This is a genomic window from Streptomyces bauhiniae (assembly GCF_004784475.1).
Classification (GTDB): Bacteria; Actinomycetota; Actinomycetes; order Streptomycetales; family Streptomycetaceae; genus Streptomyces; species Streptomyces seoulensis.
Genome location: NZ_SRRT01000002.1, coordinates 685,052 through 708,005 on the forward strand (window position 1 = coordinate 685,052; position 22,954 = coordinate 708,005).

29 protein-coding genes and 1 pseudogene are annotated in these 22,954 nt (G+C 71.9%); 14 read left to right on the plus strand and 16 right to left on the minus strand.

Features of this window, described 5'->3' with window-relative positions; translation table 11 throughout:
- Nucleotides 1-32: 32 nt before the first annotated feature.
- From E5083_RS08320 to E5083_RS31680, 7 genes and pseudogenes are all read right to left on the minus strand, one after another.
- Entirely contained in the window at nt 33-1,229 is a 1,197-nt protein-coding gene (locus E5083_RS08320; protein WP_135784942.1) for an SRPBCC family protein, read from the minus strand.
- Nucleotides 1,222-1,758 carry a hypothetical protein gene (locus E5083_RS08325; protein ID WP_135784943.1) on the minus strand — a complete coding sequence of 179 codons (537 nt, stop codon included), beginning with the start codon at nt 1,756-1,758 and terminating at the stop codon, nt 1,222-1,224. The genes E5083_RS08320 and E5083_RS08325 overlap by 8 nt, the downstream gene beginning before the upstream one ends.
- A gap of 46 nt (nt 1,759-1,804) precedes the next feature.
- On the minus strand, nt 1,805-2,062 hold the full coding sequence (locus tag E5083_RS08330) for a gas vesicle protein GvpG (protein ID WP_135784944.1): 258 nt from the start codon (nt 2,060-2,062) through the stop codon (nt 1,805-1,807).
- A 38-nt stretch (nt 2,063-2,100) separates the two neighbouring features.
- On the minus strand, nt 2,101-2,814 hold the full coding sequence (locus E5083_RS08335; protein WP_135784945.1) for a GvpL/GvpF family gas vesicle protein: 714 nt from the start codon (nt 2,812-2,814) through the stop codon (nt 2,101-2,103).
- A gap of 3 nt (nt 2,815-2,817) precedes the next feature.
- Entirely contained in the window at nt 2,818-3,270 is a 453-nt protein-coding gene (locus tag E5083_RS08340) for a gas vesicle structural protein GvpA (protein ID WP_135784946.1), read from the minus strand.
- Nucleotides 3,271-3,337: 67 nt separating this feature from the next.
- Entirely contained in the window at nt 3,338-3,646 is a 309-nt protein-coding gene (locus tag E5083_RS08345; protein ID WP_279632446.1) for a gas vesicle protein GvpO, read from the minus strand.
- Between the two features lie 136 nt (nt 3,647-3,782).
- Nucleotides 3,783-3,920: pseudogene (locus E5083_RS31680) on the minus strand (TetR family transcriptional regulator C-terminal domain-containing protein); the annotation flags it as partial.
- 211 nt (nt 3,921-4,131) lie between these two features.
- Here E5083_RS31680 and E5083_RS08360 point away from each other — a divergent pair.
- A complete protein-coding gene (locus tag E5083_RS08360) occupies nt 4,132-4,614 on the plus strand; it encodes a YbaK/EbsC family protein (RefSeq protein WP_135784947.1) in 483 nt (160 codons plus the stop codon).
- Nucleotides 4,615-4,620: 6 nt separating this feature from the next.
- On the opposite strand, the gene E5083_RS08365 is transcribed toward E5083_RS08360, so the two are convergent.
- Nucleotides 4,621-4,962 carry an STAS domain-containing protein gene (locus tag E5083_RS08365; protein WP_030805634.1) on the minus strand — a complete coding sequence of 114 codons (342 nt, stop codon included), beginning with the start codon at nt 4,960-4,962 and terminating at the stop codon, nt 4,621-4,623.
- A gap of 180 nt (nt 4,963-5,142) precedes the next feature.
- On the opposite strand from E5083_RS08365, the gene E5083_RS08370 reads away from it, so the two are divergent.
- Complete coding sequence (locus E5083_RS08370) at nt 5,143-6,357, plus strand: LmeA family phospholipid-binding protein (protein ID WP_135784948.1); 1,215 nt, start codon at nt 5,143-5,145, stop codon at nt 6,355-6,357.
- Between the two features lies 1 nt (nt 6,358).
- Here the strand turns inward: E5083_RS08370 and E5083_RS08375 are convergent, their stop codons facing one another.
- Nucleotides 6,359-7,141 carry a TetR/AcrR family transcriptional regulator gene (locus tag E5083_RS08375; RefSeq protein ID WP_135784949.1) on the minus strand — a complete coding sequence of 261 codons (783 nt, stop codon included), beginning with the start codon at nt 7,139-7,141 and terminating at the stop codon, nt 6,359-6,361.
- A gap of 240 nt (nt 7,142-7,381) precedes the next feature.
- Between E5083_RS08375 and E5083_RS08380 the strand changes: the two genes are divergently transcribed.
- The 3 genes from E5083_RS08380 to E5083_RS08390 all read left to right on the plus strand — a co-directional run bounded on the left by E5083_RS08380 (nt 7,382) and on the right by E5083_RS08390 (nt 10,856).
- Nucleotides 7,382-9,094, plus strand: coding sequence for an MFS transporter (locus E5083_RS08380; RefSeq protein WP_135784950.1), 1,713 nt, complete (start codon nt 7,382-7,384; stop codon nt 9,092-9,094).
- Between the two features lie 70 nt (nt 9,095-9,164).
- Nucleotides 9,165-10,277, plus strand: coding sequence for an aminotransferase class V-fold PLP-dependent enzyme (locus E5083_RS08385; RefSeq protein WP_135784951.1), 1,113 nt, complete (start codon nt 9,165-9,167; stop codon nt 10,275-10,277).
- A gap of 69 nt (nt 10,278-10,346) precedes the next feature.
- Nucleotides 10,347-10,856 carry an SRPBCC family protein gene (locus E5083_RS08390; RefSeq protein WP_135784952.1) on the plus strand — a complete coding sequence of 170 codons (510 nt, stop codon included), beginning with the start codon at nt 10,347-10,349 and terminating at the stop codon, nt 10,854-10,856.
- Between the two features lie 4 nt (nt 10,857-10,860).
- On the opposite strand, the gene E5083_RS08395 is transcribed toward E5083_RS08390, so the two are convergent.
- Nucleotides 10,861-11,106 carry a DUF6479 family protein gene (locus E5083_RS08395; protein ID WP_135784953.1) on the minus strand — a complete coding sequence of 82 codons (246 nt, stop codon included), beginning with the start codon at nt 11,104-11,106 and terminating at the stop codon, nt 10,861-10,863.
- A 210-nt stretch (nt 11,107-11,316) separates the two neighbouring features.
- Here E5083_RS08395 and E5083_RS08400 point away from each other — a divergent pair, with 210 nt between their 5' ends.
- Nucleotides 11,317-11,487 (plus strand): DUF5670 family protein, encoded by a 171-nt coding sequence (locus E5083_RS08400; RefSeq protein WP_030805655.1) that lies wholly within the window; start codon nt 11,317-11,319, stop codon nt 11,485-11,487.
- Between the two features lie 79 nt (nt 11,488-11,566).
- On the opposite strand, the gene E5083_RS08405 is transcribed toward E5083_RS08400, so the two are convergent.
- Nucleotides 11,567-12,568 carry a mechanosensitive ion channel family protein gene (locus E5083_RS08405; RefSeq protein WP_244317430.1) on the minus strand — a complete coding sequence of 334 codons (1,002 nt, stop codon included), beginning with the start codon at nt 12,566-12,568 and terminating at the stop codon, nt 11,567-11,569.
- A 273-nt stretch (nt 12,569-12,841) separates the two neighbouring features.
- Between E5083_RS08405 and E5083_RS08410 the strand changes: the two genes are divergently transcribed.
- Nucleotides 12,842-13,024: a hypothetical protein gene (locus E5083_RS08410; protein WP_135784954.1), complete on the plus strand. Its 183-nt coding sequence runs from the start codon at nt 12,842-12,844 to the stop codon at nt 13,022-13,024.
- 96 nt (nt 13,025-13,120) lie between these two features.
- On the opposite strand, the gene E5083_RS08415 is transcribed toward E5083_RS08410, so the two are convergent.
- Nucleotides 13,121-13,594 carry a MarR family winged helix-turn-helix transcriptional regulator gene (locus E5083_RS08415; protein WP_135784955.1) on the minus strand — a complete coding sequence of 158 codons (474 nt, stop codon included), beginning with the start codon at nt 13,592-13,594 and terminating at the stop codon, nt 13,121-13,123.
- A 96-nt stretch (nt 13,595-13,690) separates the two neighbouring features.
- Here E5083_RS08415 and E5083_RS08420 point away from each other — a divergent pair, with 96 nt between their 5' ends.
- The gene (locus tag E5083_RS08420) at nt 13,691-15,817 is read left to right on the plus strand and encodes an MMPL family transporter (protein ID WP_135784956.1); all 2,127 of its coding nucleotides are present in this window, start codon (nt 13,691-13,693) and stop codon (nt 15,815-15,817) included.
- 7 nt (nt 15,818-15,824) lie between these two features.
- Here the strand turns inward: E5083_RS08420 and E5083_RS08425 are convergent, their stop codons facing one another.
- Nucleotides 15,825-16,208 (minus strand): VOC family protein, encoded by a 384-nt coding sequence (locus E5083_RS08425; protein WP_135784957.1) that lies wholly within the window; start codon nt 16,206-16,208, stop codon nt 15,825-15,827.
- Between the two features lie 79 nt (nt 16,209-16,287).
- On the opposite strand from E5083_RS08425, the gene E5083_RS08430 reads away from it, so the two are divergent.
- Together E5083_RS08430 and E5083_RS31985 are read left to right on the plus strand one after the other, a co-directional pair.
- Nucleotides 16,288-16,620: an antibiotic biosynthesis monooxygenase family protein gene (locus E5083_RS08430; protein ID WP_135784958.1), complete on the plus strand. Its 333-nt coding sequence runs from the start codon at nt 16,288-16,290 to the stop codon at nt 16,618-16,620.
- A 46-nt stretch (nt 16,621-16,666) separates the two neighbouring features.
- A complete protein-coding gene (locus E5083_RS31985) occupies nt 16,667-16,792 on the plus strand; it encodes a hypothetical protein (RefSeq protein ID WP_279632447.1) in 126 nt (41 codons plus the stop codon).
- On the opposite strand, the gene E5083_RS08435 is transcribed toward E5083_RS31985, so the two are convergent.
- Entirely contained in the window at nt 16,780-17,838 is a 1,059-nt protein-coding gene (locus tag E5083_RS08435; protein WP_135784959.1) for an enoyl-CoA hydratase/isomerase family protein, read from the minus strand. The two genes, E5083_RS31985 and E5083_RS08435, sit on opposite strands and share 13 nt — an antisense overlap.
- Nucleotides 17,839-18,020: 182 nt before the next feature.
- On the opposite strand from E5083_RS08435, the gene E5083_RS08440 reads away from it, so the two are divergent.
- Nucleotides 18,021-18,368: a tetratricopeptide repeat protein gene (locus E5083_RS08440; protein ID WP_135784960.1), complete on the plus strand. Its 348-nt coding sequence runs from the start codon at nt 18,021-18,023 to the stop codon at nt 18,366-18,368.
- 96 nt (nt 18,369-18,464) lie between these two features.
- The gene (locus E5083_RS08445; protein WP_135784961.1) at nt 18,465-19,109 is read left to right on the plus strand and encodes a peptide deformylase; all 645 of its coding nucleotides are present in this window, start codon (nt 18,465-18,467) and stop codon (nt 19,107-19,109) included.
- Between the two features lie 8 nt (nt 19,110-19,117).
- Here the strand turns inward: E5083_RS08445 and E5083_RS08450 are convergent, their stop codons facing one another.
- Nucleotides 19,118-20,548 carry a dihydrolipoyl dehydrogenase family protein gene (locus E5083_RS08450; RefSeq protein ID WP_135784962.1) on the minus strand — a complete coding sequence of 477 codons (1,431 nt, stop codon included), beginning with the start codon at nt 20,546-20,548 and terminating at the stop codon, nt 19,118-19,120.
- A 193-nt stretch (nt 20,549-20,741) separates the two neighbouring features.
- Between E5083_RS08450 and trxA the strand changes: the two genes are divergently transcribed.
- Entirely contained in the window at nt 20,742-21,137 is a 396-nt protein-coding gene (trxA, locus tag E5083_RS08455; protein WP_135784963.1) for a thioredoxin, read from the plus strand.
- Between the two features lies 1 nt (nt 21,138).
- Here the strand turns inward: trxA and E5083_RS08460 are convergent, their stop codons facing one another.
- Complete coding sequence (locus E5083_RS08460; RefSeq protein ID WP_208754000.1) at nt 21,139-22,149, minus strand: LacI family DNA-binding transcriptional regulator; 1,011 nt, start codon at nt 22,147-22,149, stop codon at nt 21,139-21,141.
- Between the two features lie 137 nt (nt 22,150-22,286).
- On the opposite strand from E5083_RS08460, the gene E5083_RS08465 reads away from it, so the two are divergent.
- Nucleotides 22,287-22,952: a TetR/AcrR family transcriptional regulator gene (locus tag E5083_RS08465; protein WP_135784965.1), complete on the plus strand. Its 666-nt coding sequence runs from the start codon at nt 22,287-22,289 to the stop codon at nt 22,950-22,952.
- Nucleotides 22,953-22,954 lie beyond the last annotated feature (2 nt).

Below are 22,954 nucleotides of genomic sequence, written 5' to 3' on the forward strand. Positions count from 1 at the left end.
TTCTCAACCCTGTCTTTCGGCTGGTTCCCGGATCAGGCGCTCGCGTCGGCGGTGCGCCGGCGCCGGGAGGACCGGGGAGCCTTCTCCTCGTCCGCCTCGGGCTCTTCCTCGGCCTCGTCGTAGGACTCCTCGTCCTCCGGCGCGTCGGCCTCGGCCTCGTACTCCTCGGCGTCCTCGGGCTCGGCGTCCTCGCCGTCCTCGTCGGCCTCGTCGAGGTACTCGTCCTCGCCGTCCTCGGCGGGCTCTTCGTCCTCGGCGGCCTCGTCGGCGAACTCGTCGTCCTCGAGGTCGTCCTCGTCGGCGTCGGCGTCGGCCTCGTCGGTGGGCTCGTCGCCCTCTTCCTCAGCGCGCGGCTCGTCCTGCTCCTCGCCCTGTTCCTCGTTCTGTTCCGCCTCTTCCTGCTCGATGGCGTCCTCGTGGCTGACGACCACGTCGCCGTCGCGGATCTCACCGCGCCAGCCGTCGGTCGCCTCGCCGCGCATCATGATGAACTTGCGGTAGAGCTTGAGGTCGAGCCGGGCCCGGCGGCCCTGGGCGCGCCAGATGTTGCCCGTCTTCTCGAACAGCCCCTTGGGGAAGTACTCGAGGACCAGCAGCACCTTGGTGAGGTTGTCGGTGATGGCGTGGAAGGTGACGACACCCTTGACGGTGCCCTTGGCGCCCTCGGTGGTCCAGGTGATCCGCTCGTCCGGCACCTGCTCGGTGACGTTCGCCTTCCAGCTACGGGTGGACTTGGCGACCTTCACCTTCCAGTTGCTGGAGGTGTCGTCCGCCTTCTCGACGCTCACCACGCCCTTGGCGAAGGTGGAGAACTCCTGGAACTGGGTCCACTGGTCGTACGCCTCGCGCACCGGCACGCCGACTTCGATGTCCTCGACGATGGTCACGCTCTTGGACTTGCCGCCGCCGGACTTGCGCCCCTTGCCGAACAGACCCTTGACCTTGTCCTTCACGGTGTCCTTCAGGTGGGAGACGCCGGCCGACATGGCGGCCTGCGCCGGCGACTTGCCGTCGGCGAGCGCCTGCCCGCCCTTGGCCAGGCTCTTGAGCGGTCCGCCCTCGCCGGGCGTGCCGAGCTTGGTGACGCTCTCGCCGAGCTTGTGACCGAGCGAGCTGACGGTGTGCTCGGCGCGGGCGCGCAGATAGTTGCCCAGCGCCTCCTTCAGACGGTCGGTCGACTCGTTGTGGACGACCTCGTCCTTGGCCTTGCTCAGTGCGGAGTCAGCCATTGCCGTTACCGCCGCTCTTGCGCGTGGCGGAGGAGGCCCGCTTCTTGGCGGCCCCGCCGGCGCGGGAGGCGCCGCTGCGGGAGGCGGCCGACTTCGCGGCGCCGGTGCTCTTGCGGGCGGCCGCGGTCTTGCGGCGCGTGCCCCCGGAGGCGGAGGAGCGCTGCTGCTTGGCGGGCTTCTCCTCCTCCTCGCCCTCATCTTCCTCGGCCTCGTCGTTCTGCGGGCCGTCGAGCGCCTTGGTGCGCTGGGAGATGGAGTCGGCGAGCGAGTCGGCGAGACCGGTGGCGCGCTTGGTCAGCGCCTCGGTGGCCGCGGCCTTCGTGGTCTCCACCAGCTCCTTGCGGACCTGGGCGTTGAGACCGGCGAGCGCGGGCGACTCGGCGAGCAGCGTGCCGATGCGGCGCGGGTCGAGATCGAGCTTCTTGCCGGCCAGGAACATGCCCAGGCCGATGGCCATCTTGGCCTTCTTGGTCCGCCCCAGTACGTATCCGCCCACCAGGGCGGCGGCTATCTTGGCGTTCTTCGTCATTCGTTGAGCACCTCAGTCTCTGCGGGTCGTCGATTGCGCGGTCTGGTCAGCGACTTCCTCCGTTCGCTCGCCGGTGGGCGTCGATCTCGTCCAGCCTGTCGAGCAGTTCGTCCTCGCGGCGGTCGTACTCCTCGTCGGAGATCTGGCCGCTGGTCAACGCACGTTCGAGTTCGGCCAGTTCGCGCCGGACGGGTTCCGGGTCGTAGTACTCCTCCTCCGCCGCGGTCAGCACCTGGTCGATGACCCAGAGCGAGCCGCGCACGGGGGCGAGGGGAAAGGTCACGATGCCGGTGATGAGTCCCATTCCGGCGCTCCCTTCCGTCGTCGGCCGGGCGAGTGGGGTCAGACGAAGCTGTACGGCGGCAGCGGCCCGGTGAGGGTGAAGGTGTACGCGTCCCCGCGCTGGTCCGACTCGCGCGACACGGCCTGGACGAAGCTCTCCACCCCGTCCTCGGGGACGAGGAAGGACACGTTCAGGAAGTGCGTCGAGCTGGGCTCGCCCGCCGAGAGACGGGTCGCCGCGGGCGAGAGCCGCTGGGCGAGGTCCTCGGCCTCCGCGCTGCTGCGGGCGGACACCTCGTGGGAGATCAGCTCGCCGAGCGCGACCCGCTCGTCGTGCGCGCCGGACTGGTCCCGCGTGCGCTCGCGCAGCTCGCGGACCTGGCCGGACTCGGCCACGATCTCGCGCAGCAGGTCGTCCTCGTCGCGGGAGACCTTCAGGTGGTACTCGACGTGGCCGTCCAGCTCTTCCAGGCGGGCACGGTAGCGGTCGCCCTCGGCGTCCAGCGCGCTCGCCACCTGCTCGTCGTCGGGGGCGAGCAGGCCGAAGCGCATGGGGAGAGTGGCGCCGTCGCCCATCAGGACCTCCAGCACGCGCTGGTGGGCCTGCACATCGCGGCGCTTGGCCCGCAGGCCCTCCGGCGCGTCGCTGACGACGGCGGTGAGGTCGCCGGTGCGTACGGTGCGCAGCGGTGCCGGGGTCTCGCCGACGCCGAAGACCTCTTCCAGGTGCAGCGGGTGGTCGGCTCCGGTGATGCCGTAGACATAGGTGGGCACGGATTACTCCCCGCGGTTCTGGCTGGACTGCCGGCTGGACGTGGACTTGCGCGCCGCGCGCTTACGGGGCTGCGGCTCCTCCTCCTCGGAGTCGTCGCGCTTGCTCCCGAGCGACTCGGTGAACGCCTCGACGGCTCCGGTCAGTGCTCCTTTCGACTTCCCCTTGGCCCCGCTCTCCACGGTGTCGCCGACGATGTCGGTGAGCTGGGCCGGCGCCTTGCGCCCCGACTCGAGGTCCAGCCGGTTGCACGCCTCGGCGAAGCGCAGGTAGGTGTCGACGCTGGCGACGACCACCCGGACGTCGATCTTGAGTATCTCGATGCCGACGAGGGAGACGCGCACGAACGCGTCGATCACGAGCCCTCGGTCCAGGATGAGTTCGAGGACGTCGTAGAGATTTCCGCCACCGCCGCCGCTTCCGCCGGACTGGGTGCTGGACTGCTGTACGAGTGTCATGCTGGCTTCTTTCCGTCGATCCGTTCAGGGCGCCGCGCGGCTCGATCCGCTGCGGCCGCCCTCTGATTCAGCGGCGGTCGATCTGGCCCCGGGCATACCGGCGTACGCGCTCGTAGGCCATGAGCCGTCCCTGCTTGTCGAGTTCGACGCGGTAGGAGGCCATGACACTCATCGTGTCCGGCACCTTCTCGACCTCGACGACCTCGACGTCCGCCACCCAGCCGTCGTCGGTGGCCTTCACGGCGGAGACCGCGCCCACTTCACGCTGGAGCAGCCCGGAGAGCTGTTGGCTCGCCTGCCGCATCACGGTCGGCAGGTCCATGCGCTCGTCCGAATCCTGACCGCTCTTCTCGCTCTTGCTGTCTGTTCTGTCCACGATCCCCTCCCCTGAACGGGAGTCTTCGAGGAGGTCCTTCACCTGTCCTCTACGCCTTCCGCTTCGGTTGCCCGTGGGTCTCGCACATATGCGTGAGCGATCGAATCGAACGGCGGTACTAGCGGAGGGGGCCGGTTCAGGACGCGGCGAGGGACGCCAAGAAGCCGTCCAGCAGGGCGACTTGAGCGTTCTCGGGGAACCGCCCGGGATCGAAAAGAGCCTGCACGACCAGGCCGTGGGTGAACGCGACGGCGGTGGCGGCGAGTTGACGCGGGCACCTGCGAGATGAGCCGTGTGGAATGGTGGGTCGCGGCGGGCAACACCCGCAGCAGCGCGGCCGCACGCCGTCTCGGCATGACCCACGAGGGCACCCTGCGCCGCCGCTACCCCCACCGGGGCGTACGGCAGGACAGCGAGGTCTGGTCGGTCCTCGCCGAGGAGTGGCCGGCCCCGGCGGCACCGACGAGAAGTGACCGGAGGTCACCGTGCACGAACGCGTACTGCGGGTCAGCGAGGCCCTGCGGGAACTCGGCAGCGACGCCGAGGTGGTCGAACTCCCCGACCCGGCGCCCACCGCGGCCACGGCGGCGGCCCAGGTCGGCTGCCCGGTGGGCGCGATCGCCAACAGCCTGGTCTTCTCCGTCGACGGCGACCCGCTGCTCGTCCTCACCAGCGGCGCCCACCGCGTGGACACCCGGCGCCTCGCCGGTCTGCTGGGCGTGGCCCGCAAGCGCGTCCGGCGCGCGGACCCGGCCTTCGTCCTGACGGCCACCGGCCAGGAGGTGGGCGGCGTGGCCCCGGTCGGCCATCCGCAGCCGGTGCGCACCCTGATCGACGCGACCCTGGCCGGGTACGAGCACCTCTGGGCGGGCGCCGGGATGCCGCACACGGTGTTCCGGACGACATATCCGGAGCTGGTGCGGATCACCGGCGGCGAGCCGGCCGAGGTCGCGGAGGGACCGGCGTAGGGCGCCCTACTCCTCGATGACGGCCACCACGTCGAGCCCCGCGTTGCGCAGGATGCGCTGGACGGCCCGGCGGGGGCCGCGGATGGTGAGTTCGGCGGGTTCCGGGCGCAGGGTGGCTCCGCGCAGGAGGGCGTAGGCGCAGGCCAGGTCGATGCGGGTCACCTGGCTCATGTCGACGGTCCAGGCGGTGGCCGTGTGCAGTGGCGGGGCGCCGAGGACCTCCTCCAGATCACGCAGGGCCTCGGCGCCGATGTCCCCGGCCAGGATCAGCTCGGGCAGCCGGACGTCGGCGGCCGAGACCGTCAGGACAGGCCCGATGGGCGGCTCGAAGGGCGGTTCGGCTGCCATGGTGACCTCCTTCGCAGCCGGAGGCGGAACACTGCTCTCCCTCCATGGTCACACGGTCGCCACATGATCGGCCAGACCTCTTCACCCGCACCACGCGTCCCCGCCACCACGGTGTGAGAACCGTCGCGCCCGAGAGGCTGAACTTGCGTCCGACCTGCGGTGACGTGTTTGGGTGGCGTGATGCGCTCCTCCACTCGCATGGCGTCCCACCGCTCGACGAACGACCAGGCCCACGCCGTACCTGACGGCCCGTCAGGGGGCTGGGCCGACCCTTACGGGGAAGCCGATCCCTACCGGGAGGGTGCCGGGCGGCCCGCCGGTCGCCGCAGGCGCGGGCGGAAGCGCACCCGGCCGTTCAAGAACCTGCGGCGCCTGGTGAAGGCCGGGATCGCGGTCGCCGTCGCGCTGGCGTTCCTGGTGCTGGGCGACCGGTTCGCGGTGCTGTTCGCGGAGCGCAAGACCGAGGACCAGTTGCAGAAGTCGCTGCATCTGGAGGCCGCGCCGCAGGTGGAGATCGACGGCTTCCCGTTCCTGACCCAGGTGCTGGACAAGCGGATCGACACCGCGCACGTCACCGTCCCCGACCTCGCCGCCGACCGGGTCTCCCTGGCCCGCGTCCACGCCACCGCGCACGACGTACGGCTCGACGGCGACCTCCCCTCCCATCTCAAGGGCGGCACCGTCCACTCCGTCGACGGCGACGTACTGCTCTCCTTCGAGGACCTCGACCGTGAACTGGGCGCGTCCCAGGTGCAGTTCAGCAAGCTGGGCCACCATGCGATCAAGGCGGACGGGCAGGTGCCGATCGGCGGGCAGCGGCTCGGGCTGCACGCGGAGGCGCGGATCGGGCGGTCCGGCGACCGGGGGGTCTCGACCGACATCAGCCGTATGCGGCTCGACATCGGGGACGTGGCGGTCTTCCGGCCCGGCCGGAACGGAGGGCTCCGGCTCACCCCGAAGGCGGCGCGCGAGGTCGCAAAACAGCGGGACAAGGTGCGCGCCATGCTGGCCGTACCGGCGATCGCGGAGCGGGCCGGGATCGACCGGTCGCAGATCCGCGACGCGCTGCGCAACGAGTCGGCCCTGGAGCGGCTCACCGGCACGCCGGGGTTCGTGGGCAAGCTGATGAAGGTCAACCTGTTCGACGTGGTCGCCGACCAGCCCGACCTGCCCGCGAAGCTCGGCGTCGACCCCAAGCTGATGGGCGCGGTACGGGGTGTCACCGAGCCGCAGCTCGCGGATCAGCTCAATCTGTCGTTCGAGCTGCCGAAGACGCCGGGCGACATCCGTATCCAGCGGATCACCGTGGAGCGGGACGGCATCCGGGCCCGTCTCAGCGGCGGTGCGCTGCCGTTCGGCGACACGCCGAAGGCGCGGGCGGCGGGCGGTCGCTGAGTCAGGCGTCCGGCGCCTTGTCGGGCAGGTAGCTCGCCAGGCCCCGCAGGATGATCTCCAGGCCGATGTCGAACCGCTCGTCGGAGGAGTCGGTCACCATCACGTCCGCGAGGGCGCGCAGGTGGGGGAAGTCCGCCGGGGGCAGGGACGCGAAGTAGTTCTGCATCTCCCCGGCCATCTCGCGCCAGTCGGGGCGGGCCAGTGAGGAGTCGCCGTCGTCGGGCCGGGCGGCGGCCCGGTCCTGCCACATGCCCTCCTCCAGCACGAAGCCGTCGATGTAGGTGGAGATGAGGTCCCCGGCCTCCGCCGCGATCCGGTCCGGCAGCCCGGCCGTACGGAATATGGCGAGCAAGCCCTCCACATGCGGCAGCAGTTCGGCCGTGAAGGGGACGTGGGCCATGGAGATCCGGGCCACGTCCCGGTGGGACAGCAGACGCTTGCGTCCGGCGCGCGCGTAGTCCCGGACCTGCTCGCGCCAGCGTTCGGGGTCGGGCGCGGGCATCGTGAAGCCGTCGAAGAGCCGGGTGTACATCAGCTCCAGCAGGTCGTCCTTGGAGCTGACGTAGGCGTAGAGCGCGGAGACGGTGACGCCCAGTTCGGCCGCCACCTGGCGCATCGAGAGCCCGTCGAGCCCCTGGCGGTCCAGTACGGAGAACGCTGCCTCGACGATCCGCTCGCGCGACAGCGGGGTGCGCTGGGCCGCCGTCTGCGGGCGGGCGGGACGCTCGCGTTCCCAGGGGGACGGCGGAGGGAGTGCGGGGTTGCCGGCGGCCGCGTCGCTCATGGGGACAGTCTAGGGCCGTCGGAGAACAGTGTTCACGGCTGGTGAGCGGGGTTTGTTCGCGGCGCGCTCGGTCTCGGAGCGGTTGTCCACAGGGCACTTCCCTCGCGACCAACGCGATATATCTTGTTCTCGCGGCGAGCTTGCGCTATATCTTGATGAACAGCGTTCTCTCAGTGAGCACTGTTCTGCTACGGTGAACAGTGTTCTCCGGCTCCGGTCCCTTCCGCGAGGAGTTTTTCGATGTCCACCACCGGTGTCGCGTCCGCCGAGACGCCCACTGACTCACCAGCGCCCTATCGATGGCGCTGGGCTGCGCTCTTCGTGATCCTCGCGGCCGAGGTGATGGACCTCCTGGACGCCGTGGTCACGAACATCGCGGGCCCGTCCATGCGCGCCGACCTGGGCGGCGGTGCCTCCACCCTGCAGTGGCTCGCCGCCGCCTACACGCTCTCGATGGCCGTCGGCCTGGTCACCGGCGGCCGCCTCGGCGACATCCACGGCCGCCGGAACATGTTCCTGGTCGGCGCCGCCGGCTTCACCGTGGGCTCGCTGCTCTGCGCGGTCTCGGTGTCGCCCGCGATGCTGATCGGCGCCCGTGTCATACAGGGGCTCTTCGGCGCGGTGATGCTGCCGCAGGGCCTCGGCATGATCAAGGAGATGTTCCCGCCGAAGGAGTCGCAGAAGGCGTTCGGCATGTTCGGCCCGGTCATGGGCCTGTCCGCGGTCTCCGGGCCGATCCTGGCGGGCTGGCTGGTGGACGCCGACTACTTCGGCACCGGCTGGCGCATGATCTTCCTGATCAACCTGCCGCTGGGCGCCGCCGCCCTGCTGGGTGCCGTGCGCTACCTGCCGAAGACCCGTTCCGAGAGCAAGCCGCGCCTCGACATCCCCGGCATGCTCCTGGTCTCCCTGGCCGCCCTGCTCCTCATCTTCCCGCTGGTCCAGGGCCGTGAGTACGACTGGCCGGTGTGGACCTTCGTGATGATGGCCGCCTCGGTCGTCGTCTTCGCCGCCTTCGCGCTGTACGAGGCGCGGCGCAGCCGGGCGGGCCTGGACCCGCTGGTGGTCATCAGCCTGTTCCGCAAGCGCGGCTTCAGCGGCGGCATGATCCTCGGCCTGGTCTTCTTCTCGGCCATGCAGGGCTTCATGCTGGTCTTCAACCTGTACACCCAGATCGGTCTCGGCTACTCGCCGCTGAAGGCGGGCCTGGTGATGGTGCCCTGGTCGGGCGGCATGATCGTCGGCTTCGGGCTCGCCCAGGCGGTCACCCGGTTCGGCCGTGCCGTGCTCCAGGGCGGCGCGCTGGTCATGGCGCTCGGCGTGTTCGCGGTGTGGCTGACCCTGGACCTCGCGGGCAGCGGTGTCGGCCCCTGGCAGCTCCTCCCCTCGCTCCTGGTGACCGGCATCGGCATGGGCCTGCTGATGGCGCCCTTCTTCGACATCGTGCTGGCCAGCGTCGAACAGCACGAGACGGGTTCGGCCTCCGGCACCATGACGGCGGTCCAGCAGTTGGGCGGCGCCTTCGGTGTGGCCATCCTCGGCACCGTCTTCTTCGGCCTGCTGGGCGGCGGCATCGCCACCGCCGTCGACCACCACTCCGACGGTCTGCGCAAGCAGTTGACCGCCGCGCATGTCGCGCCGGCCGCCCAGGACCGGGTCGTGGCGGACTTGCGGACCTGCGCCTCGGACCGCGCGGTCGCCAAGGACCCGGCCGCGACCCCGGCCTCCTGCGCCACCCTGGAGAAGGACACCCGGTCGGTCATCACCTCGCCGCAGGACGGCGCCCGGATACCGGCCGCCCTCCAGTCCACCGCCACGTCGGCCTTCAAGGGCGGCTTCGGGTCCGTCATGAAGACCGTGCTGTGGATCGTGGACGGGATGCTCGTCCTGACGTTCCTGCTCGCCTTCCTCCTGCCGCGCCGGGCGCGTCCCGAGGAATCCGCCGGGCACTGAGCGGACGGACGGGCCGGGCATCCCCAGGGCGGGGGTGCCCGGCCCGTGCCGTACCGGGGAGGATGAGCCCGTGCTCACTTCGTACGCAGCTCACTTCGACACACCGGCCGGGTATCTCGACTTCGCGCGGTTCGGGCCGCCGTCGCGGGACGCGGTGGACGCCACCGCGCGGGCCCTGGCGGAGTCCGCCCGCGCCGACCACACCACGGTGGACGGCCTGATGCGCGCGGAGGTGACCGCGCGGGAGACCGCCGCCCGCCTGGCGGGGACCGACGCCGGGAACACCGTGCTGCTGCCGAACGCGTCCACCGGCCTCTTCCACGCCGCGCTCGGCATCCGGGAGGGCACGGTCCTCGTCCCCCGCACCGACTTCCCCGCCAACCACTACCCGTGGCGCCGCACCGCGGGGCTCGGCCGGGTGACGCCCCGCTGGCTCGACCCGGAGCCCGGCGGCGGGGTCACCCCCGAGCTGGTGCGGGCCGCGCTGACCGAGGATGTCGTGGCGCTGTCGGTGAGCGCGGTGGACTTCCGTACCGGGTTCCGGGCGGATCTGGCGGGGCTGCGGGAGGCGATCGGGCCGGACCGGCTGCTGGTGGTGGACGCCATCCAGGCGTTCGGCGCTGCCGAGCTGCCCTGGGACGCGGCGGACGTGGTGGTGGCCGGCGGCCAGAAGTGGCTGCGCGCCGGGTGGGCGACGGGTTTCGCCACCCTGTCCGACCGCGCGCTGGAGACCCTGGAACCGGTGCTCACCGGCTGGACGGGCGTGGCGGAGGTCGGCCTCTTCGACGGCGAGGAGCATCCGCCCGTCCCGGACGCGGGCCGCTGGTCCGTCACCAATCTGAGCCCGGTGACGGCAGCCGCCTTCGCGGCCGCGCTGGACCTCGTCGAACGGCACACCGTGGGCGCGATCGAGGCGGCCGTCGCGGAGCGGATCGGTGAACTCGCCGAGGTCGTCCGGGAGTACGGGGGCCGGGTCCTCTCCCCCACCGACCCGGCCCGGCGGGCGGGCATCCTCTCCTTCACCCTGCCGGACCGCGACCCGGCGCTCGTGGCGAAGGCGCTGCACGCCGAGGGCGTCACGCCCACGGTGCGCGCGGACTCGCTGAGGTTCTCCCCGCACGCCTCGACCCCGCCGGAGGTGGGCGACCGGGTCGCCGCCGCACTGTCGGCCCTCGGGGACTGACCGCGCCGGGGGGCCGTGCCATGATTCCTACTCGGCAGTAGCTAGATGTTCGCGGTAGGAGGCAGCGCAGTGGCCCGTGTGTTGAGTGTGAGCGACAGCATCGTCATCGACGTCTCGCCGGACGCCGCCTACCGGGCGGTGAGCGACCCCGCCGAGATGGGCCGCTGGAGCCCGGAGAACCTGGGCACCACCCCCGGCTCGGCGGCGGGTCCGGCCGAGGTGGGCACCAGCTTCGTCGGCCGGAACAAGCGCGGACGCTTCCGCTGGGTGACCCGGTGCACGGTCACGGCAGCCGAGCCGGGCCGCCGCTTCGCCTTCCGGGTCCACGCGATCGGCGTGGGCCGCCCGCGCCTGCGCGGCCCGATCGCCACCTGGGAGTACCGGTTCGAGCCGGAGGGCGAGGGCACCCGCGTCACCGAGATCTGGACCGACGACCGCCGTACCTGGCCCGACTTCGTGGCCGGTGTCTTCGACCGGATCGTCACGTCGGGCAGCACCTTCCCCGACTTCCAGGCCCGCAACATCCGCAGGACGCTGGCCAACCTGAAGCGGGAGCTGGAGCGGCAGCACGCGGCGTGAGCCGTCAGTGACGGTGGTGGGAGTGGTTCTCCGGGTTGTCCTCCGGGGTCTGCCAGCCGACGCCCGACTGGTCCTGCGGGCCACGGCGGGTGTCGGCGCCGGGCGGCTGCGTGGACATGCGGCGCGAGCGCGCCCGTCGGCTGCCCAGCAGGAATCCGCCCAGCAGGATCACGGCGACGATCACGCCCACGACCAGGAGCCAGAGCGCGCTCTTACTGGACGCGGCGAGGAATTCAGCAGCGATGTTCATGCAGGGCGGTTACCCCCGCGCACGCGGAGAATCCCTCTTCACCGGCCCCGTCAGCCTCCTCCGCGTCCGCGCTGCACCGAACGGAGCACCGCCGCCGGGACGGCCTGCACGGCAACACGTCCACATGCCCTTCAAGTCGTGCGGATAACTTGGCAGTTGTGTGCGTGTATTCGCTGGTCAGGGGCAATCGGCGGTCAGGAGGTTATGACAATGGTTCCTTTGCTTCTGGTTCTTCTGCTGGCTCTCATCCTCTTCGGCGCGGGCTTCGCCCTGAAGGCGCTGTGGTGGATAGCGGTGATCGTCCTGGTCGTGTGGCTGGTCGGCTTCTTCGTGCGCCCCGCGGGCAGCGGTGGCCGTCGTGGCCGCTGGTACCGCTGGTAAGCGGACCGCACGCACACCGCGGGACATGACGAGGGGCCCGGCCTTCCCAAGGCCGGGCCCCTCGTCTTGCGCGGACGGGTCAGCGGGCGGTGAGCTGCTTCTCCTGCTCCTCGTTGCGCAGCCAGATGGTGCGCTGCGGGAACGGGATGTCGATGCCGGCCGCGTCCAGCGCGTCCTTCACCCGGCGGCGCAGCTCGCGGGTGACGCCCCACTGCTGGAGCGGGATGGTCTTCACAGCGAGGCGGACGACGACACCGTCCGCGTCCAGCGACTGCACACCCCACACGCTGGGGTCCTCCAGCAGGACGGCGGAGAAGGCGGGGTCCTGGCGCAGGGCGCGGCCGGCGTCCTCCAGTACCTGGTAGACGGTGTCGAGGTTGGCGTCGTAGGCGACGGCGACATCCAGGACGGCGCGGGCCCAGTCCTGGCTGTCGTTGCGGACGCGGAGGACCTCGCCGTTGCGGATGTGCCACAGGCCGCCGTTGAGGTCGCGGACGTGGGTCAGGCGCAGGCCGATGTGCTCGACCTCGCCGACGGCCTCGCCGAGGTCGACGGTGTCACCGACGCCGTACTGGTCCTCGACCATGATGAGCAGGCCGGAGAGGTAGTCGGCGACCAGGCTCTGCGCGCCGAAGCCGATGGCGAGGCCGACCACTCCGGCACTGGCCAGCAGCGGGCCGAGGGCGATGCCGACCTGGTCGAGGATCATGGCCGTACCGAGCAGGGCGAGGACGATGGTGACGCCGCTGCTGAGCACCGAGCCGATGGTGCGGGCGCGCTGTTCGCGGCGCTGGGAGGAGCGGGCGCGGTCGCGCAGCAGGACGGCGGCCCCCCGTCCGGCGCGGCGCGGCGGGCGGGACTCGTGGTCGTCGCCGGAGGGCTGCAGGATGTGCTGGACGACGCGGGTGATGGCGCGCTTGGCCACCCAGCGGATCACCGCCAGGACGACGACGATCAGAGCGATGCGCAGGGGGACCTCGACCAGTGCCGTGGTGTGCGCCTCCAGCCAGTTCGGCCAGGACGCGGCCAGATGCACGGCTCCGGACGCGCTGGGCTGTGGGGAAAGGTGCGGTGTCGGCACGACTACTCCGTATTCGACGACTTTCGGACTCGTCGGCCGCGTCTACCCTCGAATACGTAAGACATGATCATCTAAGCTGACCAGTTGGACCGGGTCCCCGGACACGCGTTGTCGGTACCGCCCCTTAAGGTGTCGTGTGCCCGTTCCTGGCCGGGCGTTCCTCGGGGCCGCCGTCTTTCGGCCCGCCGACGGTCCGGCCACGGCAGGTGACCGTCACCCGTCCCGTCGCTCCCCCCACCACCCGGCGACCCACTGGAAAGAGCAGCCTCCGCCATGTTCACCGACACCCCCATCTTCAGCCGTCTCGTCGCCGAACGCGGTGACGTCCCCGCCGAGGTGCGGGGCGAAGCCGACCGCATACACCGCGACCTGGCACGAGTGATGCCTCCGGGCACCGGTCTGCCCGGCGCCGGGCAGCACGCGCCCGGCCCGATGGGCCCGCCCCCCGGCCGCTGACCGGGCTGGACCACCCTGCGCAGACGCACCACCGCGCTCCCGCAGTCGCCGCCCGCCAGGCCGGGGACGAGCATCCCGAAGCCCGCGAGGGTCGCCTCAGCGCTCCCCGGCCAGTTCGCGGTTCAGGGCGCCCAGGAACTCGGCGACCGTTTCGAGCTGATCCGGGGTGAAGTGGCGGCGGGCCGCCTCGGTGCCGCGGGCGAGGGGGGTGAAGTACTGGCGGGCGAGGGTGCGGGCGGCGGGGTTGTAGTGCAGGTGGACCACGCGGCGGTCGACGCTGTCGCGGGCGCGGGTGATGTGGCCGGCGCGTTCGAGGCGGTCCAGACACGCCGATACGGCGCCCGAGGTGAGGTTCAGGCGTTCGCGCAGCCGGGAAGGGGTCATGGGCTCGCCGTCCAGGGCCGAGGCGTCCATGATCGCGGCGAGCGCGTGAACGTCCGTGGCGTGGAGGCCGTGCGCGTGGGCGAACGCGTGGGCGATCCGGTTTATCTCGCTGTTCAGGGTGCGCAGGAGGACGGCGTACCCCTGGAGGTCGCTGGGAGGACGCTCCTCCGGGCGTTCGGGCTGCATGTCTCCAAGGATATGATCTCCAGTTGCCTCGATCATTGAGATACTTTGTGGTTGAGGTACCTTCCCGGCATCCGCCCACTCCTCCCTGGGGAGCGCATGAACCCCGTACGCCGACCGGTCCGCTGGCTGGTCCCCCTCGTCCTCGTGCTCGTCTGGCTCGGCCTCGGCGGGGCCTTCGGCTCCTACGCGGGCAAGCTGGGCGAGGTGTCGACCAACGACCAGACCGCGTTCCTGCCGCGCAGCGCGGAGTCCACCAAGGCCGTCGCCCTGCAGAAGACCTTCGACCGGCAGGAGACGCTCCCTGCCGTGGTGGTCTGGACCGGCAAGGACGGCGGGAAGATCACCCCGGCCCAGCGCGAGGCGGCCACGCGGGCGCTGGCGTCGCTCGCCGGTACCGACGGTGTGGTGGGGCGGCCGTCCCCCGCGCTGCCGTCCAAGGACGGGGCCGCGCTGGAGGGTGTCGTCCCGCTCAGCCCGGAGCTGGGCAAGAAGGTCACCGACGTGGTCGACCGGGTCGAGCGGACGGCGGCGGATGTCGACGGCACGCGCGCGCAGGTCGCCGGTCCGGCCGCCACGCAGGCCGACCTCACTCACGCGTTCGGCGGTATCGACGGCATCCTCCTGGGTGTGGCGCTGGCGGCCGTGCTGGTGATCCTGCTGCTGGTGTACCGCAGCGTGCTGCTGCCGTTCGTCGTCATCCTCAGCGCGGTGTTCGCGCTGGGCATCGCCTGCGCGATCGTGTACGTCCTCGCCGACCACGGGGTCGTACGGGTGGACGGGCAGGTGCAGGGCATCCTCTCGATCCTGGTGATCGGCGCGGCCACCGACTACGCCCTGCTGCTCACCGCCCGCTTCCGCGAGGAGCTGGCGCGGGGCGCCCAGCGGGCGGAGGCGGCCTGGGGCGCGCTGCGCAATTCCTTCGGCGCGATCACCGCCAGCGCGGCCACCGTCGCGCTCGGGCTGCTCGCGCTGCTGCTCAGCGACCTGACGAACAATCGGGCGCTGGGTCCGGTGGGCGCGATCGGCATCGGGTGCGCGGTGCTGTCCACGCTCACCTTCCTGCCCGCGGTGCTCGCCCTGCTGGGCCACGCCGCGTTCTGGCCGGCCAAGCCCCGCCCGGCGGACGCGGCGACGGGCGGCCACGGCCTGTGGCGCCGGGTGGCGCACCGGGTCGACAGCAGCCCCCGCAAGGTGTGGTCGGCGACCTGTGTCGTACTCGTCGTGGGCGCGGCGTTCTTCCCGGCGCTCAAGTCGAAGGGCGTCCCGCTGGACGAACTCTTCGTCAACGACGCCCCGTCCGTCTCCGCGCAGCAGACGCTCGGCCGGCACTTCCCGGGCGGCTCCGGGCAGCCCGTGGTCGTCATCGCGGACGCGGCCAAGGGTGCGGAGGTGACCGCTGCGGCGGCGAAGACGCCCGGCGTGGCCTCGGCCGCCCCGCTGAGCGCGACCGGCAAGCCGGGCGGTGCCCCGCGCGTGGTGGACGGGCGGGTACGCATCGACGCGACCCTGACCGACGCGCCGGACAGCGACACGGCCAAGGCGACCGTCGAGCGGCTGCGGGACCGGCTGCACGCGCTGGACCCCGGTTCGCTGGTGGGCGGTTACAGCGCCCAGCAGTACGACACCGAGCACACCGCCGAGCACGACCGGAACCTGATCGTCCCGGTCGTCCTGCTGATCATCCTGGTGATCCTGATCGCCCTGCTGCGCTGCCTGCTGCTGCCGGTACTGCTGGTGGCGACGGTCGCCCTCAACTACCTGGCCACGCTGGGCATCGCGGGCCTGGTCTTCCGGCACGGCTTCGGCTTCTCCGGCACGGACGCGTCGGTCCCGCTGTACGGGTTCGTGTTCCTGGTCGCGCTCGGCGTGGACTACAACATCTTCCTGATGTCCCGCGTCCGCGAGGAGACCGTCCGCCACGGCACCCGCGAGGGCATCCTGCGCGGCCTGATCGCCACGGGCGGTGTCATCACCTCGGCCGGCGTCGTCCTCGCCGCGACCTTCGCCGCGCTGATCGTCATCCCGCTGGCGTTCCTCGTCCAGATCGCCTTCATCGTCGCCTTCGGCGTCCTCCTCGACACCCTCGTCGTCCGCTCCCTTCTGGTCCCGGCCCTGGTCCGCGACATCGGCCCGGCGGTGTGGTGGCCGAGCAAGCTGTCCCACGAGCAACGGGCGCCGCAGGAAAGGGAGTCGACGGAGGACCGCGTGGAGCAGACCCAGTAGCCCGCGGTTACGCCGGGTCCAGCCGCCTGCGCAGGAGGCAGAACTCGTTGTCCTCCGGGTCGAGCAGGACGTGCCAGGACTCCTCGCCGGTCTGGCCGATGTCGGCCGGGCGGGCGCCGAGGGCGAGGAGGCGGTCGAGTTCGGCGGGCTGGTCGCGGTCGGTGGGGCTGACGTCGATGTGGAGGCGGAGTTTGGCGGGGCGGGGGTCGGTGGTGGGGCTGAGGACGAGGGTCGGCTGCGGGCCACCGAAGCCGGTACCGGGCGGCCCGATCTCGATGCTGCCGTCCTCCTCCCGGCCGAGTTCCACGTAGCCGAGTACGCCGCTCCAGAACGCGGCGAGCCTCTCCGGGTCGGCGGCGTCGATGACCAGCTCACTGATAAGGCATGCCATGGCGGGCAGTGTACGGAGAACGGGCGAATCCGGTGGGCCGGAAGCGAGCCGGACGTGCCGTACCGGGGAGCCTTCCGGCATGACCCTCACCGCACACATCGACACCACGCGCCCGGTGGCCACGCTCATCAACGTGTTCACCGTCGCCCCGGACCGCCAGGTCGAGCTGATCGACCTCCTCTCCCGCGCCACGGAGGAGACGATGAAGCACCAGCCCGGCTTCATCTGCGCCAACTTCCACGCCTCCCTGGACGGCGAGAGCGTCGTCAACTACGCACAGTGGGAGACCGAGGAGCACTACCTCGCCATGCTGGCCGACCCCGAGGCCAGGGTGCACATGGACAAGGCGGCCACCATCGCCACCCACGTCCAGCCCCGCCTCTTCCGCGTGGAGTCGGTCCACACGAGCTGACGCCCCCAGCCTCAGGCTCCCTCAAGTCCCTTGGCAGCACCGGCACATGACCGTCGCGCTCGTGGAGTCCACCGCCGCCGCCTCCGAGGACGCGCTGTGCGCCCGCTGGGTCCGCGCCCGGCCGGCCGACACCGGGCGCTCCCCACTCCGAGTTCCCGCTCACCCGGAGTGAGGGGCGTCCCCCAGTCCGAGTTCCCGCTCGCCCAGCGGCGCGAAGAACCGCTCCACGTCGGAGACCTCCGCCAGGGTCGCGGGCGACCAGCGCGGCGAGCGGTCCTTGTCGATGATCTGGGCCCGGACGCCCTCGACCAGGTCGGGGGTGGACAGCGCCGCGCAGGAGACCCGGTACTCCTGGTCGAGGACCTCCTCCAGGGACCCGAGCCGACGGGCGCGGCGAAGAGCCGCCAGGGTGATCTTCAGCGCGGTGGGAGACCTGGTCAGCAGCGTGTCGGCGGCCCCCTTCGCCTCGGGCGAGCCGTGCTCCCGCAGCCGGGCGACGATCTCCTCGACCGTCTCGGCGGCGTAGCAGGCGTCGATCCACTCCCGCTGCGCCGCCAGCTCACCCTCCGGGGCCGGACGCCCGTGCCGGTCGAGCACCTCCGCCACGTCGAGCGCGTCGAGGTCGGCCACCAGGTCGGGCAGCGCGGCGGACGGTACGTAATGGTCGGCCAGTCCGCACAGCACGGCGTCCCCCGCCCCGATCTGCGCGCCGGTGAGCGCGAGGTGGGTGCCCAGCTCGCCGGGAGTCCGGGACAGCAGATAGGTGCCGCCCACGTCCGGGACGAAGCCGATGCCGGTCTCGGGCATGGCGATCCGGGACCGCTCGGTGACGATCCGGACGCTGCCGTGCGCGGAGATGCCGACCCCGCCGCCCATCACGATGCCGTCCATCACGGCCACGTACGGCTTGGGGTAGCGGGCGATCCGGGCGTTGAGCCGGTACTCGTCCCGCCAGAACTCCGCCGAGGCGGTGCCGTCGCCGTCGCGGGCGTCGTCGTGGACGGCACGGATGTCACCGCCCGCGCACAGGCCCCGCTCCCCCGCCCCCGTGACGATCACCGTCCGCACGGTCGGGTCCCGCTCCCACTCGGTGAGCGCTTCGTCGATGAGCCCGACCATGTCGTGATTCAGCGCGTTGAGCGCCTTGGGACGGTTCAGGGTGAGGTGAGCGGCCCGGCCGATGGTGTGCACCAGCACGGGAGCGTCGGCGCCGGTCATCCGATCGCCTCCAGCAGGCTGTGGGCCACGATGACGCACATGATCTCGTTGGTTCCTTCCGGGTCCGGTGGACAAGCGGGACACCGACGATCTTGCCTCCGCGGGAGCCTCCGGCGACACCCCCAGCTTTGGTGGAATATTCAACAACCCCAGAGCGCTGTACCCGCCGAAGGAGGTCTCAGGTGGACACCATGTACTACGACCACGGCACCGCCGCCGAGCGCTGGGAGCGGGCGGGGATGTTCTTCGACGCCAAGGAGTACACGAACGCGGCCCGTGTGCTCACCGGGCTGGTCGAGGAGGTCCCGGAGCAGACCGCGCCCCGGCTGCTGCTGGCCCGCGCCTACTACCACTCCGCCCAGCTCAACCGTGCCGAGGCGGAGCTGCGGATCATCGTGGAGCGGGACCCGGTGGAGCACTACGCCCGGCTGATGCTGGGCCGCACGCTGGAGCGCCAGTCCCGCCACGAGGAGGCCGCGCCGCATCTGCGGATCGCCGCCGCCCTCGCGGGTGACTTCCCGCAGGACTGAGCACCTTCGGGCGCGCCGTATGAACGGCCGGTTTCGCACCGGCCGTTGGTGCGGCGCGCCCCTCTTCCGCGCAGGCCGGCGTGGCATCCTGGCGCGATGACACCTGTCAGTGATCACGCTCCCCTGGCCGAGCGGGTGGCCGAACTCCTCGCGGCGGGCGGCCCGTTGCCCATCGTCGCGGCCGGCCACCCGGTACTGCGCCACCCGGCCGAGCCGTACGACGGCCAGCTCTCCCCCGAGCTGCTCACCCGCTTCGTGGCGGCCCTGCGCGACACCATGCACGCGGCCCCCGGCGTAGGACTCGCCGCGCCGCAGGTCGGGGTGGGGCTGCGGATCGCCGTGATCGAGGACCCGGCACCGGTGCCGGAGGAGATCGCGGTGGTCCGGGGCCGGGTGCCCCAGCCCTTCCGGGTGCTGGTCAACCCGTCGTACGAGCCGGAGGGCGCCGAGAGGGCGTCCTTCTTCGAGGGATGCCTCAGCGTGCCGGGCTGGCAGGCCGTGGTGACCCGGCCCGCGCGGGTCCGGCTGCGCGGGCAGGACGAGCACGGGCGGGAACTGGACGAGGTGGTCGCCGGCTGGCCCGCCCGGATCGTGCAGCACGAGACGGACCATCTGAACGGCACCCTGTACCTCGACCGTGCCGAACTCCGCTCGCTGTCGACCAACGAGGCGGTGGCGGCCCGCTGGGCGCAGCCCGCACCGGAGGCAGCGGCCGAGGCCCTGGGCTTCGAACTCCCCTGAGCCGGGGCTCAGTTGTCCCGGTAAGCCTCCAGCAGCCGCAGCCACACCTCGCTGAGCGTCGGGAACGGCGGCACCACGTGCCACAGCCGGTCCAGCGGCACCTGGCCGGCGACGGCGACGGTCGCCGACTGGACGAGTTCCCCGACGCCCGGCCCGACGAAGGTGACCCCGCGCAGGATCTCCTCGTCCAGGTCGACCACCATGCGGGCCCGCCCCTTGTAGCCGTCGCCGTACAGGCTCGCCCCCGCTACCGAGCCGAAGTCGACGTCGACCGCGCGGACCCGGTGCCCGGCCTGCTCGGCCTCCGCGAGGGAGAGCCCGACGGCGGCGGCCTCGGGGTCGGTGAAGACGACCTGGGGTACGGCGTAGTGGTCGGCCGTGGCCACGTCGGCCCCCCACGGGGCCTCGTCCAGCGGGGTGTCCGACGCGCGGGCCGCGATGACCGATCCGGCGATCCGGGCCTGGTACTTACCCTGGTGGGTGAGGAGCGCCCGGTGGTTGACGTCGCCGACCGCGTACAGCCAGTCGGTGCCGGGGACCAGGAGAGTGTCGTCCACTTCCAGCCAGGAGCCGGGTTCGAGGCCGACGGTGTCCAGGCCGATGTCGTCGGTCTGCGGGGCCCGGCCGGTGGCGAACAGGATCTCGTCGGCCTCGATGCGCTCGCCGTCGCCGGTGACGGCCACGACGGTGCCGTTCTCGCGGCTGACGGACTCCACGGAGGTGCCGGTGCGCACGTCCACGCCCGCCTCGGTGAGCGCCTGCGCGACCAGTTCCCCGGCGAACGGCTCCATCCGGCTGAGCAGGCCCTTGCCCCGGACCAGCAGGGTGACCTGCGAGCCGAGGGCCTGCCAGGCGGTGGCCATCTCGGTGGCGACGACACCGCCGCCGACCACGATCAGCCGGCCCGGCACGGTCTGCGCGCTGGTCGCCTCCCGGCTGGTCCAGGGCCGTACCTCGTCGAGTCCGGGCAGGTCCGGGAGCTGGGCGCGGGTGCCGGTGGCGACGACGACCGCCTGCCGGGCGGTGAGCGTGGTGAGCGTGCCGTCCTCGGCGGTGACCGTGACCGTGCGGGGGCCGGCGAGGCGGCCGTGGCCCCGGTAGAGCGCGATCCCGGCGCCGTCCAGCCACTGGACCTGGCCGTCGTCCTTCCAGTGGGAGGCGAAGCCGTCCCGCCGGGCGAGCACCGCCCCGGCGTCGAGCGGGCCCTCGTTGGCGGCGGCGAGGCCGGGGAGGCGGCGGGCGTCGGCCTGGGCGATGACCGGCCTGAGCAGCGCCTTGCTGGGCATGCAGGCCCAGTACGAGCACTCGCCGCCCACCAGCTCGCTCTCCACGATCGCGGTGCTGAGCCCGGCCGCGTGGGCGCGGTCGGCGGCGTTCTCCCCCACGGGCCCGGCCCCGAGCACCACGACGTCGTACGCGATGGATTCCGTTTCCGTCATGCGGCCAGTGTGGTGGGTGGGCGGCGCGGGGGCCACATGATCCGGGGCGCGGGAATGCCGAAAGGTTTCCCTGAGGGGAAGCTGTAGGGGACCGATGCAGGGAAGACGGGGCACTACGGCCCGGAATAGGCACCCTGGCGGGCATGTTTCCGCCGGTGGCACCTACCTCCACACCAGGAAGAGGGATCACACCATGAGCGGCACCGTGGAGCTGACCAAGGAGAACTTCGACCAGACGGTGGCGGACAACGAGTTCGTCCTCATCGACTTCTGGGCGGACTGGTGCGGACCGTGCAAGCAGTTCGCGCCGGTGTACGAGAAGGCGGCCGAGGAGAACCCCGACCTGGTGTTCGCCAAGGTCGACACCGAGGCCCAGCCCGAGCTGGCGCAGGCGTTCGGCATCCAGTCGATCCCCACGCTGATGATCGTCCGCGACCAGGTGGCGATCTTCGCGCAGCCGGGCGCGCTGCCCGAGCCTGCGCTGACGGACGTCATCGACCAGGCCCGCAAGCTGGACATGAACGAGGTCCGCAAGGACATCGCGGCCCAGGAGGGCCAGGGTCAGGGGCAGCAGCCCGGCGGCGAGTGAACTAGCTCGACGCCCGGTGGATCAGCGTGGCGTCCAGCACGGTGCGGACCTCGGGTTCGGCGCCGGGGTGGCGTACGGCGTGGTCGACCAGTTCGGCGAGGGCGCGGCCGGAAGGCAGTTCGAGGCGGACGGTACTGAGCCGGGGGCGTAGCAGGCGGCCGAGCATGAGGTCGTCGGCGCCGACCACGGCGATGTCCTCGGGGACGCGCAGTCCGGCGTCCTCCAGGGCGCGCATCAGGAGCATCGCGTACTCGTCGTTGTAGGCGAAGACGGCGTCGAGGCCCAACTCGGGCAGACGGGCGGCCAGTTCACTGGCCGCCCGTTCCGTGTACGCGAGGGGCAGCCCGGTCACGGTCGCGTCGGTGCCGTTGAGGGCGCGGCGGACGCCGGTGAGGCGGGGGTGGGAGAAGAACTCCAGGCCGGGTTCCTCGGGGAGGAGGACGCCGATGCAACGGCGCCCCCGGTCGTACAGGTGGGCGGCGGCGCGGTGGCCGACGACGGTGTGGTCCATCAGCAGGGCGTGCGCGCCCTCGACGCGCGCGGGGCCGAGGGTCACCACGGCGCGGGCCCCGGCCCGCTTGAGCACCGCGACCCCGTGCGGGCCGAGTCCGGAGCCGGGGGCGAGGACGGCGACGGGGCGTAACTCGGCCCAGGCGCGGGCGGCTTCGTCGCCCTGGCCGACGGCGCCGTGCTGGACGACGGTGTAGTCGAGGCGGCCGAGGGCGGCCTGGAGTTCGCCGAGGAAGCGGTGGTAGAGGGGGCCCACCGGGACGGCCGGGGCGGGCATCAGCACCATCCGGCTGTGTCCGGCGCGCAGGGTGCGGGCGGCGGCGTGCGGCACGTACCCGAGTTCGCGGGCGGCGGCGTGGACGCGGCGGCGGGTGGGCTCGCTGATCCGTACGGCGTCGGTGTCGTTGAGGACGTAGGACACGGTCGCGCGCGAGACGCCCGCCAGGCGGGCCACGTCGGCGCTCGTGGGCGTGTTCGGTATCTGCACCATGACAGAGCGCATCCTGGCAGAGGCGGCGGGGGCGGCTTCGGGCGGGGCGAGGTCGTACAGGACTGGACGAAAGCGCGGCACACGAGGCGGTGCACGAACATGTTCGCCACGAACTTGTTCGGAGCGAACATGTTCGTTACTGTCGAGCCATGACCCCACCTCCCCCCGGCTCCCGCAGGGAGCGCCCCGCCAAGCCCGCCCTCACCCGCGAGGGCATCGTGGCCGCCGCGCTGGCCGTTCTGCGCGCCGAGGGGCTGCGCAAGGTGACCATGCGACGGCTGGCGCAGGAACTCGACACCGGCCCCGCCTCGCTCTACGTCTACGTCCGCAACACCCACGAACTGCACGCGGCCGTCCTGGACGAACTGCTCGGCACCCTCCCGCCCGTCCCCGACGGGGGCACCTGGCGGGAGCGCCTGGAGCAGGTCCTCACGTCCTGTACGGCGATGCTGCTGGCCCACCCCGAGCTGGCGCGCTCCGCGCTGACCGCGCGGCCGAGCGGGCCGCACTACCTGAACCTGATCGAGACCCTGCTCGGACTGCTCGCCGAGGGCGGGGTGCCGCGCGAGCGGGCCGCCTGGGGTGTCGACCTGCTGCTCCAGCACGCCACCGCGACCGCCGCGGAGCACGCCGGCGAGGAGCCGGCGGACGACTGGCAGAACCTGATCGGCACCCTGCGCACGGTGTCCGACCGGACCCACCCGCACATCGCGGGCAGCGCCGAGGCGCTGCTCTCGGGCACGCCCGAGAACCGGCTCTCGTGGGCCTTCCAGACCTTGATCAACGGCATCGAGCGGACCGCCGTACCCGAATGAGC